The 16,482-nt window shown below is 61.9% G+C and carries 16 protein-coding genes and 2 tRNA genes; 3 read left to right on the top strand and 15 right to left on the bottom strand.

Annotation, left to right across the window (positions count from 1 at the left end):
* Positions 1-35: 35 nt before the first annotated feature.
* Positions 36-2,375 carry a 5-methyltetrahydropteroyltriglutamate--homocysteine S-methyltransferase gene (gene metE / locus QRN04_RS13255; protein ID WP_284976485.1) on the bottom strand — a complete coding sequence of 780 codons (2,340 nt, stop codon included), beginning with the start codon at positions 2,373-2,375 and terminating at the stop codon, positions 36-38.
* Between the two features lie 119 nt (positions 2,376-2,494).
* Positions 2,495-3,457, bottom strand: a complete 963-nt coding sequence (locus tag QRN04_RS13250) for a methylenetetrahydrofolate reductase (RefSeq protein WP_284976484.1) — start codon at positions 3,455-3,457, stop codon at positions 2,495-2,497.
* A 404-nt stretch (positions 3,458-3,861) separates the two neighbouring features.
* On the opposite strand from QRN04_RS13250, the gene QRN04_RS13245 reads away from it, so the two are divergent.
* Positions 3,862-4,065 carry a hypothetical protein gene (locus QRN04_RS13245; protein WP_284976483.1) on the top strand — a complete coding sequence of 68 codons (204 nt, stop codon included), beginning with the start codon at positions 3,862-3,864 and terminating at the stop codon, positions 4,063-4,065.
* Positions 4,066-4,120: 55 nt separating this feature from the next.
* Here the strand turns inward: QRN04_RS13245 and QRN04_RS13240 are convergent, their stop codons facing one another.
* A complete protein-coding gene (locus tag QRN04_RS13240; RefSeq protein WP_284976482.1) occupies positions 4,121-5,371 on the bottom strand; it encodes an ROK family transcriptional regulator in 1,251 nt (416 codons plus the stop codon).
* Positions 5,372-5,406: 35 nt separating this feature from the next.
* Complete coding sequence (locus QRN04_RS13235) at positions 5,407-6,648, bottom strand: class I SAM-dependent methyltransferase (RefSeq protein WP_502868797.1); 1,242 nt, start codon at positions 6,646-6,648, stop codon at positions 5,407-5,409.
* Between the two features lie 179 nt (positions 6,649-6,827).
* Here QRN04_RS13235 and QRN04_RS13230 point away from each other — a divergent pair, with 179 nt between their 5' ends.
* On the top strand, positions 6,828-7,205 hold the full coding sequence (locus QRN04_RS13230; protein ID WP_284976481.1) for a cupin domain-containing protein: 378 nt from the start codon (positions 6,828-6,830) through the stop codon (positions 7,203-7,205).
* 67 nt (positions 7,206-7,272) lie between these two features.
* On the opposite strand, the gene QRN04_RS13225 is transcribed toward QRN04_RS13230, so the two are convergent.
* A tRNA-Ala gene (locus tag QRN04_RS13225) sits at positions 7,273-7,345 on the bottom strand.
* A gap of 336 nt (positions 7,346-7,681) precedes the next feature.
* On the opposite strand from QRN04_RS13225, the gene QRN04_RS13220 reads away from it, so the two are divergent.
* Positions 7,682-8,266, top strand: coding sequence for a ScbR family autoregulator-binding transcription factor (locus QRN04_RS13220; RefSeq protein WP_284976480.1), 585 nt, complete (start codon positions 7,682-7,684; stop codon positions 8,264-8,266).
* Between the two features lie 91 nt (positions 8,267-8,357).
* Here the strand turns inward: QRN04_RS13220 and QRN04_RS13215 are convergent.
* The 10 genes from QRN04_RS13215 to rplU form a co-directional block, all read right to left on the bottom strand.
* A tRNA-Ala gene (locus QRN04_RS13215) sits at positions 8,358-8,433 on the bottom strand.
* Between the two features lie 113 nt (positions 8,434-8,546).
* Positions 8,547-8,951, bottom strand: a complete 405-nt coding sequence (gene rsfS / locus QRN04_RS13210) for a ribosome silencing factor (protein ID WP_284976479.1) — start codon at positions 8,949-8,951, stop codon at positions 8,547-8,549.
* Positions 8,952-9,071: 120 nt separating this feature from the next.
* Positions 9,072-10,304: a hypothetical protein gene (locus tag QRN04_RS13205; protein WP_284976478.1), complete on the bottom strand. Its 1,233-nt coding sequence runs from the start codon at positions 10,302-10,304 to the stop codon at positions 9,072-9,074.
* 8 nt (positions 10,305-10,312) lie between these two features.
* Positions 10,313-11,059 (bottom strand): nicotinate-nucleotide adenylyltransferase, encoded by a 747-nt coding sequence (gene nadD, locus QRN04_RS13200; protein WP_502868796.1) that lies wholly within the window; start codon positions 11,057-11,059, stop codon positions 10,313-10,315.
* Complete coding sequence (locus QRN04_RS13195) at positions 10,992-11,225, bottom strand: hypothetical protein (protein ID WP_284976477.1); 234 nt, start codon at positions 11,223-11,225, stop codon at positions 10,992-10,994. The genes nadD and QRN04_RS13195 overlap by 68 nt, the downstream gene beginning before the upstream one ends.
* A gap of 83 nt (positions 11,226-11,308) precedes the next feature.
* The gene (locus QRN04_RS13190; RefSeq protein WP_284976476.1) at positions 11,309-12,691 is read right to left on the bottom strand and encodes a glutamate-5-semialdehyde dehydrogenase; all 1,383 of its coding nucleotides are present in this window, start codon (positions 12,689-12,691) and stop codon (positions 11,309-11,311) included.
* On the bottom strand, positions 12,688-13,869 hold the full coding sequence (gene proB / locus QRN04_RS13185) for a glutamate 5-kinase (protein ID WP_284976475.1): 1,182 nt from the start codon (positions 13,867-13,869) through the stop codon (positions 12,688-12,690). The genes QRN04_RS13190 and proB overlap by 4 nt, the downstream gene beginning before the upstream one ends.
* Positions 13,859-15,445 (bottom strand): GTPase ObgE, encoded by a 1,587-nt coding sequence (gene obgE / locus QRN04_RS13180; protein ID WP_284976474.1) that lies wholly within the window; start codon positions 15,443-15,445, stop codon positions 13,859-13,861. The genes proB and obgE overlap by 11 nt, the downstream gene beginning before the upstream one ends.
* 132 nt (positions 15,446-15,577) lie before the next feature.
* Positions 15,578-15,841, bottom strand: coding sequence for a 50S ribosomal protein L27 (gene rpmA / locus QRN04_RS13175; protein ID WP_003803426.1), 264 nt, complete (start codon positions 15,839-15,841; stop codon positions 15,578-15,580).
* 59 nt (positions 15,842-15,900) lie between these two features.
* Complete coding sequence (rplU, locus tag QRN04_RS13170; protein WP_284976517.1) at positions 15,901-16,209, bottom strand: 50S ribosomal protein L21; 309 nt, start codon at positions 16,207-16,209, stop codon at positions 15,901-15,903.
* Positions 16,210-16,482: the final 273 nt, after the last annotated feature.

Genomic DNA, 16,482 nt, shown 5'->3' with positions numbered 1-16,482 from the left:
GGTGACCGGCCGCCGTCGTTCCTGACGCCTATCTACTACTTTGCGGTCTCCAGCAGCGTGGCCCGGACCGTCCGCGTTGCCTTGACCAGGTTGCGGAGTGATTCTTCGGTTTCGACGTAGCCGCGGGTCTTCAGCCCACAGTCCGGGTTGACCCAGAGCTGGCGTGAGGGAACATGCTTGACCGCGGTTGCCAAAAGCTCAGTGACCTCGGCCTCGCCGGGAACGCGCGGCGAGTGGATGTCGTAGACGCCCGGGCCCACGCCGCGGCCGAACCCGTGGGACTCGAGGTCGTGGACGACCTCCATGCGGGAACGGGCAGCTTCGATGGAGGTCACGTCAGCGTCGAGGCCGTCGATCGCGTCGATGATCACACCAAACTCGGAGTAGCAGAGGTGCGTGTGGATCTGGGTGGCATCAGCTGCTCCGGCCGTGGCCAGGCGGAAGGAATCCACTGACCATTTCAGGTAGTCGGCGTGATCTGCCTTGCGCAATGGAAGGAGTTCGCGAAGCGCAGGCTCATCCACCTGGATGACCTTGATACCGGCAGCTTCGAGATCCGCGATCTCATCACGCAGTGCCAGCCCCACCTGGTTGGCGGTTTCGCCCAGCGGCTGGTCATCGCGGACGAAGGACCAAGCAAGGATGGTGACCGGACCGGTGAGCATGCCCTTCATCGGCTTGCTGGTCAGCGACTGTGCATACTCTGCCCACGCCACGGTGATCGGCGCACTGCGGGTGACATCGCCCCAAAGGATCGACGGGCGGGTGCAGCGCGAACCATAGGACTGGACCCAACCGTGGACAGTAACGTCAAAGCCCTCGAGGTTCTCGGCAAAGTACTGGACCATGTCGTTGCGCTCGGGCTCGCCGTGCACCAGGACGTCGTAGCCGAGCTCCTCCTGCAGGTCAACAACGCGCTTGATTTCATCCTTCATGAGCTGTTCGTACTGCTCATTGGTGAGATCGCCCTTGTTGTTGCGGGCACGGGCAGAGCGGATCTCGGAGGTCTGCGGGAAAGAACCGATGGTTGTGGTGGGCAGCGGCGGAAGGTGCAGGGCCTCTTCTTGGGCTGCTTCGCGGACCGAGTACTCGGAGCGGCTGAAGTCTGCTGCGGTCAAGGCAGCGGTGCGGGCCCGGACATCGTCGCGGCGGACGCCTTCAGCGGTGGCACGGGAAGCGATGACTGCAGATGCTTCGTCAATGGCGGCCTTGGCCGAAGCGGGGTCTGCCAGGTAGGACGCCAAGGTCTTGACCTCAACGGCCTTCTGATCCGAGAAAGCAAGCCAGCTGCGCAACTGCTCGGACAACTGTGTTTCCTCGGCAACGTCGTGAGGCACGTGCTGTGTAGAGGTGGAAGTGCTGACGGTGAGCTTGGCGGCGGCAGCCTTCAGTGCATCCAGCTTCCCAGCCGACGCAGCAAGGTCGTTGCGCCAGATGTTGTGGCCATCCACGACGCCTGCAACCAGGGTCTTGCTGCCCAAGGCGGCAAGTGCTGCGTCGGACGGAAGGGAACCCTTGAAGACGTCGATGTGAAGGGCGTCGATGTTGGTGGCAGCGAGGGTGCCGAACTGCCCGTCGAGGGCACCGTACGGGGTGGAGACGAGAATCTGCGGACGGTTGGCCGCCGAGGTGAGGACCTCGTAGGCGCGCGCCACTGCGGCTTCAACCTCGGCTGCGGGGGTTTCTTGGTCGACTACCAACGCAGGCTCGTCCAGCTGAACCCAGCTAGCGCCGGCTTCAGCCAACTTCTGCAGGAGCTGGACGTAGACGGGCAGGATGTCTTCGAGGCGGGACAGCGGAGCAAAGCCGGCCGGAGCGTCGTCGGAGGCCTTGGACAGCAGAAGGTAAGTCACCGGGCCCACGATGTACGGCCGTGTCTCGATGCCGTTGGCCAGCGCGAAGGCGAATTCATCCACCTTTGCCGTGGAAGCGAGGCTGAACGTCGTTTCGGGGCCGATTTCCGGAACCAGGTAGTGGTAGTTCGTGTCGAACCACTTGGTCATTTCAAGGGGCTGCTGCTCCTTGTTGCCGCGGGCCAGGGTGAAGTAGCCATCGATATCCAGCTGCCCCTCCGCGTTGAGGAGCCCACCGAAACGGGCAGGGACTGCGCCGAGGTGCGCGGTGGTGTCCAGGACCTGGTCGTAGTAGGAGAAGGTGCCGGGAACGGCCGCAGCCTCGGTGAGGCCCAGCTCCTGCAGGCGCTTAGCGATGGTGAGCTGGATGTCCTTGGCTGCGGCGTCCAGCGCTGCAGCGTCAATCTTGCCGGCCCAGTATGCTTCGACGGCTTTCTTGAGCTCACGACGACGGCCGATGCGCGGATATCCCAGAAGGGATGCTGCGGGGAAAGGAGTAGCGGGAGTGATCTGGTCAGTCATGGATTTTTCCTTGATGAAGTAGGTGCTGAATCGATGAAGTAGATGCTGAATCGGTGATGTCGTGGGCAACCGGTAGCTCCGGCATGTGAGGTCAGCTGATCAGTGATCAGCTATCGGGGTCAGTGTGCGAATTCCTGGCGTACTGCGCTCTTTATGCGGTGCAAAGCTTTGGAAGGCCGCGGCAAATTCAGTTTGTCCAGCACATCCAAGGCGTGTGCGTGCTCGTTGAAGGTGTAAAGGTGGATTCCGGGCGCACCGGCATCCAAGGCAGCATTAGCGAGGTCCACCGTGGCAGCAACGCCGATGCTCCGGCGTTCCCCTTCCGTCTCTGCTGCGCCCAAGCGCTCGATGAGTTCCCTGGAAGGTTCGACGCCGGCCAGTTCGCCAAGCCGCTTGAGTCGCCTCAGGCTGGTCAGCGGCATGACGCCGGGAATGATAGGGATGGTCACTCCGGCCCGGCGGGCACGCGAGACCAGTCCGGCGTATTCGCTGGCGTGGAAGAACACCTGGGTGATGGCGAAGTCCGCGCCGGAGCGCTGCTTGGCAAGCAACACCTCGACGTCGTGCCCCTCACTGGGTGATTCCGGATGGCGGGTGGGGTACGCAGCAACTCCCACCGCGATCTTGCCTGCGCACAGCAGGGCTGACCTGCGAAGTTCTACACGGCGGATCAGCTCGATGAGGTCCTGGGCATACCGGAGGGAACCCGTGGCGGGCTGGCCGTCTTGGGGAAGGTCACCACGCAGCGCCAAAATGCCGCGTACTCCGTGGTCGAGCAGTTCACCGATGATCTCTGCCAGTTCAGTGGGCGTATTGCCAACGCAGGTCAGGTGCGCCAAGGGACGCAAGGTGGTCTCGGTGAGGAGTCGATTGATGAGGTCGACGGCGGTGTCACGGTTGGATCCGCTGGCACCGTATGTCACCGAGACATAATCCGGTTCGGTGGCTTCGAGTTCGCGGATAGTAGTCCACAACGTTTCGGCGGCGGCAGCAGAACGCGGCGGAAACAGTTCGTAGGAGAGTGCTACCGGGGCAGTTCCGGCAAGATTCGGATGTACGTCAATAAGGCTTGGTGGCGACATTTGCGTCCTTGGCTGTATGACATCACCCGCTGACCGCCGGACCGTATGGGTGTGGCGGATATCTTGGATGATGAATTGAGTTTGGGATACACGAATGGGCTCCAGCAGGACGCAGCCGCGACTGTTACGCCTGGGATGAAGCTTTTTCCGTGTGCAAATGTCAGGCCCACATGGGGGCACCCACACCCTCCTCACCGCCCTTGCGGGGCAGATCCATCGGAGGATCGCTGACACGTTACCGCGGTAACTTGTCTATGACTCTAAAGGCCGGAGTCGAGGCGATCAATTCAGGCGCCGAATTAAGACGCAGTTTTACGAACGTTGCGGACGGATCCGTGAACTTTATTCGCCGAACTGCCCCTGATTCCCTCCCCATGGGGACCGCCGAGGTCTATTCTTTTGCCATGCACCAACTACCAGCCTCCTACCAGAACTACTTGGATGCACAGACGCAGCACGTGGTAGATGCCATTCGCCCTGTCCTGCTGCAATCAGCCGCCGACCAAAGGCACGGCGTCCGCATCATCTTCAACACCGGTTCCACCGGGCACCAGGCGCACTTGGACGATTCGATTCCTTACGGGGAAATTATCGAGGATATCGACTGACTAACAGCGATATCGACTGACTAATCCGGCTGGCCGAGCTACGTCGTCAGGCGGATCAGCCTTCCAGTAGGAGCCGTTGTGCCCGGGGAGCAAGCGCGTCTTCGAGCACGAGGCACGCAGCACCGACAGCCCCCACGTCCTCCCCCACGCCTGTTCCCACCACTTCCAAGCCGTGGATCATCCGGGCAGCGCTGTCCTTCTCCAACAGGGCCGGGACACGTTCCAGGAAGTAGGGGGCCATCCGCGCCCAGAAAGGTCCTCCAAACACGACGCGTTCAACGTCTAGGGTGTTGGTCACCGCCGATACTGCGCGGGCAACGAGGGTGGCCGACTTGTCCAGAATCGCAATCGCTTGCTCGTCGCCGTCGTCGGCCTTATCGCACAACTCTGCGTAGCGTTCCTGGACCTCAGGGCCATCGGCGTCCGCGCGGTGCCCGGCCAACACGCCGGCGGCCTCAGCCTCGGCCACCAGCACTTGGGGAATACAGGAGGATTTCACGCAACCGCGGAGCCCGCAGTCACAAGGTGGCCCGTCAGGATCCACCATGATGTGGCCGATCTCGCCAGCGTTGCCTGAGGTGCCGCGAACCACCTCATCGTTGAGCACAATGCCGCAACCGATGCCCGTACCCATATACATGAAGACAAAGCTGCCGGCACCGCTGGCACCACCGGCCCACGTCTCCGCCACGGCCGCACTGGTGACATCCTTGTCCACCACGGTCTCCAAGCCGGTTGCTTGCTGAAGGGCCTCGCGAATGCGGACCCGGTTCCACCGGGTCAGAAGTGGAGGCTCCACCACAGAGCCTTCCTTGAGATCGATGGGGCCCGGCACAGCCACTCCCAGCCCCGCGATCTTTGCGGCGTCCACGCCCGAGTCGTCAATGAGCGCGGTGATCTGTTCAGCGATCGTGGTGATGACCTCGGCCGGATCTCCACCCGGGGTGGCCATGCGGCTATGCCGGACCACGGCCCCCACAAGGTCCAGGACAACGAAGGTAATGACGGCAGGGTCCAAGTGCACACCGACGGCGTACATTCCGCCCGGGTTGAGTTGAAGGATGGTCCGCGGCTTGCCCGGGCCAGAACCTTCCTTGCCCGCCTCAAGGATGAGGTGCTGATCGAGAAGGCGCCGCGAGATGTTGGATATGGTCTGCGGAGAAAGCCCCACCACTTGGGCCAGTTCGACGCGGCTTAGCCCACCGGGCGAGCGGCGGATGGCTTCCAAAATGACGGTGAGGTTGAAGTCCCCCATCCGGGGAAGATTGGTTCCGCGCCTCGGGGTTGGCTGCCGGATCTCAGTCACTGATACCTCTCGTCATTCGGAGAAAGTGGTCGGAATTAAGTTCTGTCTGAATCGTACGGCACCCCTGCCGACGCGGGCACGGCCACACGCTGGCTCCGCGTTACCGTGAACTTTGGGTTCCGGCCGATCTCCGTTGTGGGTCCGATCAGACGCTCAAGAGCAGCCCTGTACTGCAGGTGACTGTTGTACACAGTCCACAGTTCCCCTCCGGGGGCGAGGACCCGGGCAGCTGCCTCGAACATTTTCACCGCAGCACCGGCATGAACACCGGCGCCGATGTGGAATGGCGGGTTCAACAAGATGAGGTCGGCACTACCGGCGGCCAACTTTGACATAGCGTCGTCATGGACCACCTCGATCCGCTCCTGTAACCCATTGGCAGCGATGGTCTCCTTGGCCGAGGCAACCGCAGCGGCAGATTGGTCGGTCGCTATGAGTCGGGCCGCTGGGTTACGCCGCGAGTACATGGCAGCAAGGATGCCGGTCCCGCATCCCAAATCAACCACCCGTGAAACCGGCGGCATCCGGTCCAAGAAGGTGAGCAGATAACGGGTCCCGATGTCGAGTCGAACACCTGAGAAGACGGCGCCGTGGGCTTTTACCGTGAGCCCGAGTTCCGGCAAAGAGGCAACCAACGGAAATGGCGGTGGGTCTGCTGGCTGCTGCGGGTTCCGTGCCAAGACGATCCGCGACTTGTGGCGCGCGAGTTGCGGTTGGACCGTACCGAAGAAGCGTTCCAATACCGCGTTCATGCCCACAGACATGTGCTTGACCCGGCCGCCTGCCAGCAGGACCGCGTCCGGGGCAGCGTAGCGGGCAACGGCGTCGGCGATTTCCTCCAACTCCGCCAGTGACTTCGGCAGTTGCAGAAGGACCAACTGGGAGCCGTCGAGCAGTTCCCGTCCTAACTCGTGCGAGGTGAAACGTCCCTCCATGTCCGTGGCCTTCGCGTTGCGCTGGAGGGCGAGGCGCCCGGTATAGAGGTCTTGATGTACGCGGACATGCTCGACGCCGAGCCCGGACAGGGCTCCCAGCGTCAGGGCCCCGTAGCGGTCGCCAATGACCGTCATCCTCGTTCCTGGACTGACGTGTTCTGAAGCGGTATTAAGCAGAAGCCGATCGGTGGCATCGTAGGCCATCAAGTTCTCGGCCTCGACATCGGGGCGCCTGCTGAGCGCATTGAACAACTGCCCAAGCCCGGCGTCTGGATCCAATGCCGTCACGATCTGTACTCGCTTTCTGTGCGACTCATCAGCTGCGTCACTACTCACATTCATGCTGGTCTCGACTTCGTCGCGGCGAAGGAGGAACCTTGGGGTGCGTGGATAAAACACCTGCAGGCAAACGGACCACCCAACAGTCCGCGGCAGCAGCAGGCACAGGCCGCGGCGGACCCACGGAGCCAGGCGCCGGGACCGGAAGAGATTCGGCTCCCTCCCCCATTTGCGAGCAAGTCATGAGTGTCAATGTTGTCACGAACCTTCAAGTAAAGTCCCTCAACTCTCCCGACGAATCCAGGCACCAGGAGAAGACCACCGTGGACGTCGTCACCGTCAACGACTACACACTGGGACGTTTGACCTTCGAGCCGGGGTGGACCTGGGCAAGCTGTCTCGGTCCGGTGGTTGGAACGGACTCCTGCCAGTTGAGCCACGTCGGTTTCTGCGTGTCCGGAAACCTTGAAGTGGAAACGAACGACGGCGGGAAGATCAGCATTTCGTCCGGCGATTCCTACACAATCCCGCCAGGCCACCTGGCCAAAGTGGTCGGTGACCAAACGTTCCAAGGCATCGAGTTCGTCAGCGGTGGTGAATTCGGCAAACCGTCGGCGTAGATCTTCCCGTCCGCCTAAGCCTGACGTAAAAAGACCCCGCTCTAAGAGCGGGGTCTTTTTTCCGAAGTGGAGCTGAGGGGACTCGAACCCCTGACCCCCTGCATGCCATGCAGGTGCGCTACCAGCTGCGCCACAGCCCCGGATGTGTTGAATTCGGTAGGTAAACATCCCTTCCCGCCGAAGCAACTCGTCAATACTAACCACAATGGCGCGATTAGCGAAATCGCGGGACGCGAGTCCCCAACGGCCGAGGTGCGCTGGATTTCTCCACCGCACCTCCCCCAAGCGGCCGCCTCGGACCGGCAGCAAACTTCAGCTGCGGGTCTGCCCAAATTCTATGAGCTGACAGCCATAAAACAAAACCGTTCAGTTGGTTTCCCCGGACCGGGTAGGTGGGCGGTGGTAGCGTTGTGGAGTCTCGACGGCGGCCCAGCGTGCGCCAAGCCGTGCATTACCTGAGAGGTTCCCTGCCCCCCATGCAGCAGCGTGCGAAAGATACCCGTCTTGCCGTCATAGAAGGCGCCGCGAATGTCTTCGCGGACGTGGGGTACGGCACCGCCAGCATGGCCGACATTACCCAGCGTGCCCAAGTGACGAAGGGCGCGCTGTATTTCCACTTCACGTCAAAGCGGGAATTGGCTCTGGCAGTCATAGAGGAACAGCACGCGATTGTCTTGGCAGCCGGAGCGGCAATTGTTGGCTCGGAAACTCCTGCCTTGGACAAAATCATCCGACTCTGCAGGATGTTTGGCCTTCAACTGCTCGATGAGCCGATCGTCCGTGGCGGGATCCGTCTCACCTTCGAAGCGGCTTCGTTCCAAGCCGACATCTCGGGGCCCTACGAGGATTGGATAGAAACAGTTTCCGGGCTCCTCGCTGAGGCGCAGGCGGAGGGCTCCATAAAGCCCGAGTTGGACGCTGCAGCGTTCTCCCGCTACCTGATCGCGTCCTTTACGGGCGTGCAGATGGTGTCGGATGTACTAACCGGGCGGGCCGACGTTCTCTTGAGGATCGAGCAGATGTGGGAGTTCATGCTGCCGGCATTGGTGCCGGGACCTTAGGCACCGGCCCTGGGACTTCCACAGATTTAGTCGGATACGGCGAGAGGCCCCGGCCTTCACCGCCCAAGCGGATGAAAACCAAGGCCTCCTATGGTGGAGCTGAGGGGACTCGAACCCCTGACCCCCTGCATGCCATGCAGGTGCGCTACCAGCTGCGCCACAGCCCCATATTCTCGCCGCTCCGCGCCCGGTTTTCCAACCCTCGGCGCCGAAGCAACTCAAATATCTTAGAACAGCACTTTCGAAAATTCCAAATCGGGAATATTCGGCCGAGGTCCTCCTAGTGCTCCGCGTCTTCCGCAGTAACTGCCTTGGCTGAGGCGTCATCCCCCAATTCGAGATCCACCACGGGGCAGTCCTTCCAGAGACGCTCAAGCGCGTAGAAGACCCGGTCCTCGGCGTGCTGGACGTGAATCACGATGTCGGCATAATCCAAGAGAACCCAGCGGCCCTCGGAACGTCCCTCACGCCGCACCGGACGCAGGTTCTGCTTCAGCAGTTCTTCTTCGATGCCGTCGACGATCGCGTTGACCTGGCGTTCCGTTGGAGCGGATGCAATCAGGAAGATATCTGTGAGGGCAAGGCGCTCACTGACATCAAGGGCGATAACGTCTTCGGCCAGCTTGTCAGCCGCAGCACGCGCCGCGTGGCGAGCGAGGGTTATCGATTGTTCATGTGCAGACACTGAAACTCCTTGTTGTGGCCGGTGGCCTTTGAATGGCGTGAGCCGCTTTGCAGCGGTAGTGAATGTATAGGGCTTGATGGTGTTCTAAAGCGGTAACGGTGTTCTAAAGCGGTAACGGTGTTAGCCGCCGGCGATCATGATGATGCCCACGATCAGGGCCACAACGCCGAGCGCCAGAACACCAAACTGCAGCAGCCTCGCTCGCTGGGCGCGGGCCAAGCCGGCAGTGTTTGCATCCAAGGGATCAAGGCCATAAGCCGTGTTCGCGGGGACGGGCGGCCGTTCCTTTTCCTCGGCCGTCTCCGAAACCTGAGGGCGATTTCGGGCACTTCTGGCTACCGCTTCGGCACGTGCCAGAACACCGGAACGTCCACGGGTACCGCGTTGCTTGGATGCCTTGGCTTGATCCACCTTGGGAGCAGCCGAGGTGACCAAGGGGACAAAGGTGGTGCTGGGGCGCTTCATCACCGGCCGCTCGACACCCGGGACCTTGACGAACTCCAACGGGGTCACCATGGCCAGGTTGTTGGCTGTCGATGGGCCCGATGTCACTTGGCTGCCCGTGGGAGTCGCGGTCGTTGTGGGCTGTGACTTCCCGGGATGCGCCTTGCCGGGCGGGGACTTGGCGGCTTGTGTGTCGACTGCTTGGGTGGCGGGCTCGGCGGCTGCTTTGCCCGCCTGAGTTTGCTCGGCAAGCTTTTGCCTGGCGGCCGCGCGCTTGTTCAGCACCGCAGCCCGCTCCGCCAAGGCAATCTGTTCGGCCAAGACCGCTGGATCCACCGTGAGCGGATCCTGCTCGGCGATGTGCTCCAACTTGGCCGTCTGGTTCTGGACCTGGGCAGCAATCAACTCCCGGACGGCCAAGGCCTGCTCCACGGACATCTCCGATTCAGACGGAGCGCCCTTGGCTTTCTGACTAGCGGCCACCGAGGCGTTGGCCGGTTGCTTTTCCGACGACGGTTGTGCCGACCCGCCCGGTGCGCCCGGCATCGGAACGATCGGATGGGCGGAGGTTGCCACCTCCGCTTGGAGCTGCTGCAGCCTCAGTTGGCGGCGCGTAGGCGGACCGCCGCCTGAGAGCTGCTCCTCTTTGCCCGCCAATTCCTTGATGGTGCGAAGGGTTGCACGATCACGCGCCCGGACCTGTGAGGAGCGCTCCTGAGCAGCAGCGCCGACAGCATCAACGGGCGCATCAGCCGCACGACGATTGCGTGCCTGGGCGCGGTCGTCGACGGCGGAGCCCGGGCCTGCGTCCAGACCTGTACTCTGGTTAGCCTGGGGCTCAGGCTGCTCTTCCCGGGCACGGCGAAGTTCGCGCCGACTGCGGATGGGTCGCTCTTCCTGGCTGTTCATTTAGAAACTCATTCAGTGCGTGCTTGGTCTTCTGGTCCGGACAATACCGCTGACAGTTCTCCCGAATGGGGGCCATCCGCGTACAGGCCGTACTTCGCGATGTACTGGACCACCCCGTCCGGCACAAGGTACCAGACTGGATTGCCCGCCCCTACACGAATACGGCAATCGGTGGAAGAGATAGCCATGGCCGGGACCTCGAGCAAGCTGACGTCATCAGTCCTCCCGAGGTCGTTCAATTCATGCCCGGGCCGGGTTACCCCCACAAAGTGGGCCAGGGACCACAACTCGTCAACGTCTTTCCATGACAGGATCTGGGCCAAAGCATCGGCGCCGGTGATGAAGAAAAGATCGGCGTCCGGCCGCAACTGCCGCAGGTCCCGGAGTGTGTCAATGGTAAAGGTCGGGCCCGGACGATCGACGTCCACCCGGCTCACCGTGAAGCGGGGATTCGAGGCAGTGGCGATGACTGTCATCAAGTAACGGTGCTCTGGCTCGCTGACAAGCTTGTGGGACTTTTGCCACGGCTGGCCGGTGGGCACGAAAACCACTTCATCGAGGTCAAACTTGGCTGCAACTTCACTTGCAGCCACGAGGTGGCCGTGATGGATGGGATCAAACGTTCCACCCATCACGCCCAGCCGAAGCCTGGGCCCCGACTCCGCGCGCGGTGTTGCGGCGATAATTTCAGTGGCCCTTGTGGGTGTGCTTATTAGGGTGCTGGCGATGCGGATCGGAGTGCTCTTCCACAGCATCGTGGCGGTTGCCCAAGTTGGTGTAGGAGAGGGCAACGAACATCAAAACCAAAAAGATTGCGAACATCGAAACGCCAAAGACCCACGGCTCGGCCCAGAGGGGGGCGGGTTGCTCATGGGCGGTCTCCGCCTGCGCAATGGACGTGGCGATCTGCTGAAACAGCATCTTCTCCCCTAGTTGGTTATCAATGGTGTACGACGCCGGAACCTCCCGCCGTCGTCTGGCTTAACTTCTATGTTACCGCGTCACTAGCCGCGGACTTGGCCTTCGCCCTGGACGATCCACTTGGTGGTGGTCAACTCGGTAAGGCCCATCGGTCCACGAGCGTGAAGCTTCTGCGTTGAAATGCCTACTTCCGCGCCCAGCCCCAGCTCGCCGCCATCTGTGAAGCGCGTGGAAGCGTTCACGATCACGGCGGCCGAGTCGATGTCCGCGATGAACTTCTCGGCATTGGCCAAGTTGTTGGTCAGGATCGCCTCAGTGTGGCCGGTGGTCCATTTCCGGATGTGCCCAACCGCTTCATCCAGGCTATCCACCATGGCCACCGCGAGGTCCAGGTCCATGTATTCGGTGGCCCAATCGTCGTCGTCGGCCGGAACCGTTTCCACGTTCGGGCCCAAGGCGGCAGCTGTTCTCGCATCCACATGCAAAGTCACACCCGCAGACCGCAGGGCCGCGGCCACGGCGGGCAGAACGGTAGAGCCTGAGTGGACCAGAAGCGTCTCGACGGTGTTGCAAACGCTGGGCCGCTGGGTTTTGGCGTTCAGGAGGATGTTGACAGCCATTTCCTCATTGGCAGACTCGTCAATGAAGATATGGACGTTCCCTTCGCCGGTCTCGATCACGGGTACTGCGGAGTTGGTTACCACGGTTTGGATAAGATCCCGTCCGCCCCGGGGAATAAGGACATCCACCCGGCCGCGCGCCCGCATCAAAACATTGGCCCCGGCACGACCGTATTGATCGATGGATTGGACCGCGTCCGCAGGCAGACCCACAGATTCCAAAGCGTCCCGGAGAACCTGCACCAAGGCCTCATTGGTGTGTGCAGCAGCGGAACCACCACGGAGAATGACTGCATTGCCGCTCTTGAGAGCCAAGCCGGCGATGTCCACGGTGACGTTGGGACGGGCCTCATAAATTGCTGCCACCACGCCCATGGGTACGTTAACTTGGCGCAAGCGCAGCCCATTGGGAAGCGTCTGTCCGCGCACAACATTGCCGACCGGATCGGGCAAACCCGCCAGGTTTTCCAAAGCGGAAACAAGGCGGTCAATGCGCTCGGGGGTCAGCGTCAGCCGGTCGAGGAGGGCCGCTGACGTTCCGTTGGCTCGTCCCGCGGCCACATCCTTGGCGTTGGAGTCCAAAATGTTGCGCCTGCCCTCGAGCAACGCCTTGGCGATGGCATGCAACGCGCGGTCTTTCCAAGCACGGTTTGCCTGCGCCATGCGTCGCGCTGCCACACGGGATCGATCGGCGATAGCATGAACTGCGGCCTGAACGTCGGCCTCCGACAACGGAACGGCACCTGCCGCTGGACCCCCGCTTAGCACAGGAGCCTCCGGCGTCAAGCCGGCGGTACCGGAAACGTCGGAGATCACTAAGGAGTCAGGGGTCAGCGCTTCAGTCATGCTCCCAGTTTAGATGAGCGTGCGGCCCGCAGGAGTACAAGGTCGTCAACATGAACAACTTCGCGGTCGTAGCCACGTCCCAGCTCCTGGCCAAGCTCCTGGGTGGTGCGGCCCAGCATTCTCGGCAGCTCTTCGGAGGAATAGTTCACCAGGCCACGGCCGAGCACCACCCCATCGAGTCCAACCATCTCCACAGGATCACCGGCCTCGAATTCGCCGGCGACCTCCGAAATTCCAGCGGGAAGGAGAGATCTGTGCCGATCGCGCACGGCTTTCACAGCGCCGTCGTCGAGCGTTAACCTGCCGTGGACCGTGGCAAGGTGGGCCAACCACAAGAGCCGGACGGGCTTGCGGTTACCGTTGACGGCGAACCAAGTTCCGACGTCCTCGCCGGCGAGGGCAGCGGCAGCGTTCGCCGTGGACGTTACTAATGCGTGAATCCCCGAGCCGGCAGCGATCGATGCTGCCTGCACTTTGGTCATCATGCCACCGGTTCCAACGCCGGCTTTCCCTGCCTTACCGATGGTCACGTCCTCGAGGTCCTGCGGGCCGCGAACCAGCGGGATACGCTGCGCACCGTGGGCGGGCGGACCATCGTAGAGGGCGTCGACGTCGGATAGCAGTACCAGGGCATCGGCGCGGACCAAGTGGGCCACCAAAGCGGCGAGGCGATCGTTGTCTCCGAAACGGATTTCGTGGGTTGCCACGGTGTCGTTTTCATTGACGACCGGAACGACGCCGAGATTCAGAAGCCGATCCAGCGCCCGGAACGCATTGGTGTGCTGCGTGCGCCGCATGAGATCGTCCGCGGTCAGCAGGACCTGGCTTACGGTGACGCCATGGGCGCTGAACGCCTGCGTGTATCGGGCCATCAACAGCCCCTGCCCAACGCTGGCCGCCGCCTGCTGGGTGGCCAGGTCCTTCGGGCGCTTTGCAAGGCCCAAGGGCGCCAGCCCAGCGGCAATAGCACCGGAAGAGACCAAGATGATCTCAGTCCCGGCATTGCGTTTGGCCGCGAGGGCATCAACGAGTCCGGTCAACGACTTCTCGGAGATACCGCCCTTGATGCTGGTCAGCGAGGACGACCCCACCTTGACCACAATCCGCTTGGCCGTAGCTAACGCATCACGCTCATGGGCCAGCGGTGTCCCGGGAGTACCGAGGGTCCTAGTCGTCATCACCGGAATCCAAGGCGCTCTCCTTGAGGGCACGGCCTCGCCTGCCATTGACCGATTCGGTCCAGATGCCTGCCTTGCGCTCTGCTTCGAGCTCGGCACGGGCGGCAGCTTTGGCCTCTCGACGTTCGACTTGCTCGTCGCGTTTCTGCGACCGCGTGGGCCGATCCCCGATGTCCGCCACCCGGATGTCGGTTCCACGAGGAGTTGCTAGAAGCTCAGCTCCAGCCATCATGGTGGGCTCCCAGTCAAAGACCACGCCGTCATCTTCTCCGATGACAACCGTGTCTCCTGGCTTGGCCCCCACCTTGAACAGCTCAGACTCGACGCCGAGCTTGGCGAGCCTGTCCGCGAGGTAGCCGATGGCTTCTTCGTTGGTGAAGTCGGTCTGCTTGACCCATCGCACGGGTTTCTCGCCCAAGACGCGGAACAGGGGCTCAAGGTTCTTTTCTTCGCGGCGGATCGTGAAACCGGACTCGTTGACAGCCCTCGGCCGGAGGACGGGAGGTGCCACTTTGGGAGGAGCCACGGCGACGGCGTCGCGTGCGGCCTGGACGATCTCCGCCATGGCAAAGCCCAACTGGCGCAGGCCTTCGTGGCTGGTCGCGGATACTTCGAACACGCGATACCCACGGGCTTCGAGGTCCGGACGGACGAACTCGGCCATGTCCTTGCCGTCGGGAAGGTCCACCTTGTTGAGGACCACCAGCTTGGGTCGCTCGTTAAGCGGAACCACCTCGCCGTCAACACCGGCGTAGCTCATGTCCACTGCGTACTTGTCGAGCTCAGCCTCGATGACGGCGAGATCCGACAGCGGGTCGCGATCAGCTTCCAAGGTGCCGCAGTCAAGGACATGCACCAGTGCGGCGCATCGCTCCACGTGGCGCAGGAAATTGTGCCCGAGGCCCTTGCCCTCGCTGGCGCCCTCGATCAATCCGGGCACATCGGCAATGGTGAAGCGGACTTCTCCGGCCTGGACAACACCCAGGTTCGGGATCAGTGTGGTGAAAGGGTAATCGGCGATCTTGGGCCGCGCAGCAGACATGGCCGCAATCAGGCTCGACTTGCCCGCAGAGGGGAACCCGACCAATGCAATATCTGCAATGGACTTCAGTTCCAGGACGATGTCGCTGGATTCGCCTTCAATCCCGAGCAACGCAAAGCCCGGAGCGCGGCGCTTCTGCGAGGACAGGGATGCGTTACCGAGGCCACCCTGGCCACCGGCCGCAGCAACGTATTCAGTGCCCTCACCGACCAGGTCAGCCAGGACTTCGCCGTCCTTGTTCTTGACCACAGTTCCATCCGGGACGGGGAGGATCAGGGTTTCACCGTTCTTTCCACCGCGCCAGTCGCCCATGCCCGGACCACCGTTGGTGGCGTGGCGGTGAGGTGCATGGTGGTAGTCAAGCAGCGTGGTTGTCTGGGCGGAAACGCGAAGGATCACGTCGCCGCCGTTGCCGCCGTTACCGCCGTCGGGACCGCCGAGCGGCTTGAATTTCTCCCGCTTAACAGAGACACAGCCGTGGCCGCCGGTACCGCCGGATACGTGCAGGACTACCCGGTCTACAAAGCTCGCCACGTGGATCTCCTCAATTGCTGTTCCCAGCGCTGTTGCATACCAGCACGCCGGAGCGTCCTAGTCGATTGTAATGCGGTTAAAAGAACGGTGGAGCGGGCCCATTGGCCCGCCCCACCGGTTCAGATCTTGTTGTTACTCTGCAGCTGCAGCAGCAACAATGTTCACTACGCGACGGCCACGGCGAGTACCAAACTCGACAGCACCTGCCTGCAATGCGAACAGGGTGTCGTCGCCACCGCGACCGACGCCCGCACCGGGGTGGAAGTGGGTCCCACGCTGACGAACGATGATTTCGCCGGCCGAAACTACCTGACCACCGAAGCGCTTGACGCCCAGGTACTGTGCGTTGGAGTCACGACCGTTGCGAGTGGAACTCGCGCCTTTTTTGTGTGCCATTTGGAATGCCTGCCTCTAAATTTCTGGGGAAACTGAAAATCTGAACAGAGTAACGAAAGTTACGCGATGCTCGTGATCTTGATCTTGGTCAGTTCCTGACGGTGACCCTGGCGCTTCTTGTAGCCGGTCTTGTTCTTGAACTTCTGGATGACGATCTTGGGGCCACGGAGGTCCTCAAGGATCTCAGCCGTAACCGTGACCTTGGCCAGGTCCGCAGCAGCGGACGTGACCTTGTCGCCGTCAACCAGCAGCAAGGCGGGCAGCTCAAGCGTGCTGCCAGCTCCACCGGGGACGCGGTTCAGCGTTACGTAGTCTCCAACGGAAACTTTTTCTTGGCGGCCGCCTGCGCGGACAATCGCGTACACCACTTGGGCACTCACTTCTCTCGACGTTTCTTACTAAATTTGCGTGCGGAACCTTTAACCGGAATCAGGCTTGGTTCGCGCTGTGCCTCAACGCCGTGGACTTCTGATCGAAGCCCGCGAGTCATCCCATGAACAATTCCAAGGGGCATAACCCAAGTGTTGGCGTAAGCACCGAAGATCAAGATTACGCTAGTTTGACCTTCAGCTGCAAATGAGGCCGGGTCCGGAGGCTACCCCGTGACCCGCATCACCAGTGGTATCGGACTCTCCCGGCAC

This window comes from Arthrobacter sp. efr-133-TYG-104, assembly GCF_030208915.1.
Classification (GTDB): domain Bacteria; phylum Actinomycetota; class Actinomycetes; order Actinomycetales; family Micrococcaceae; genus Arthrobacter.
This window is presented reverse-complemented; position numbering and strand designations above follow the sequence as displayed.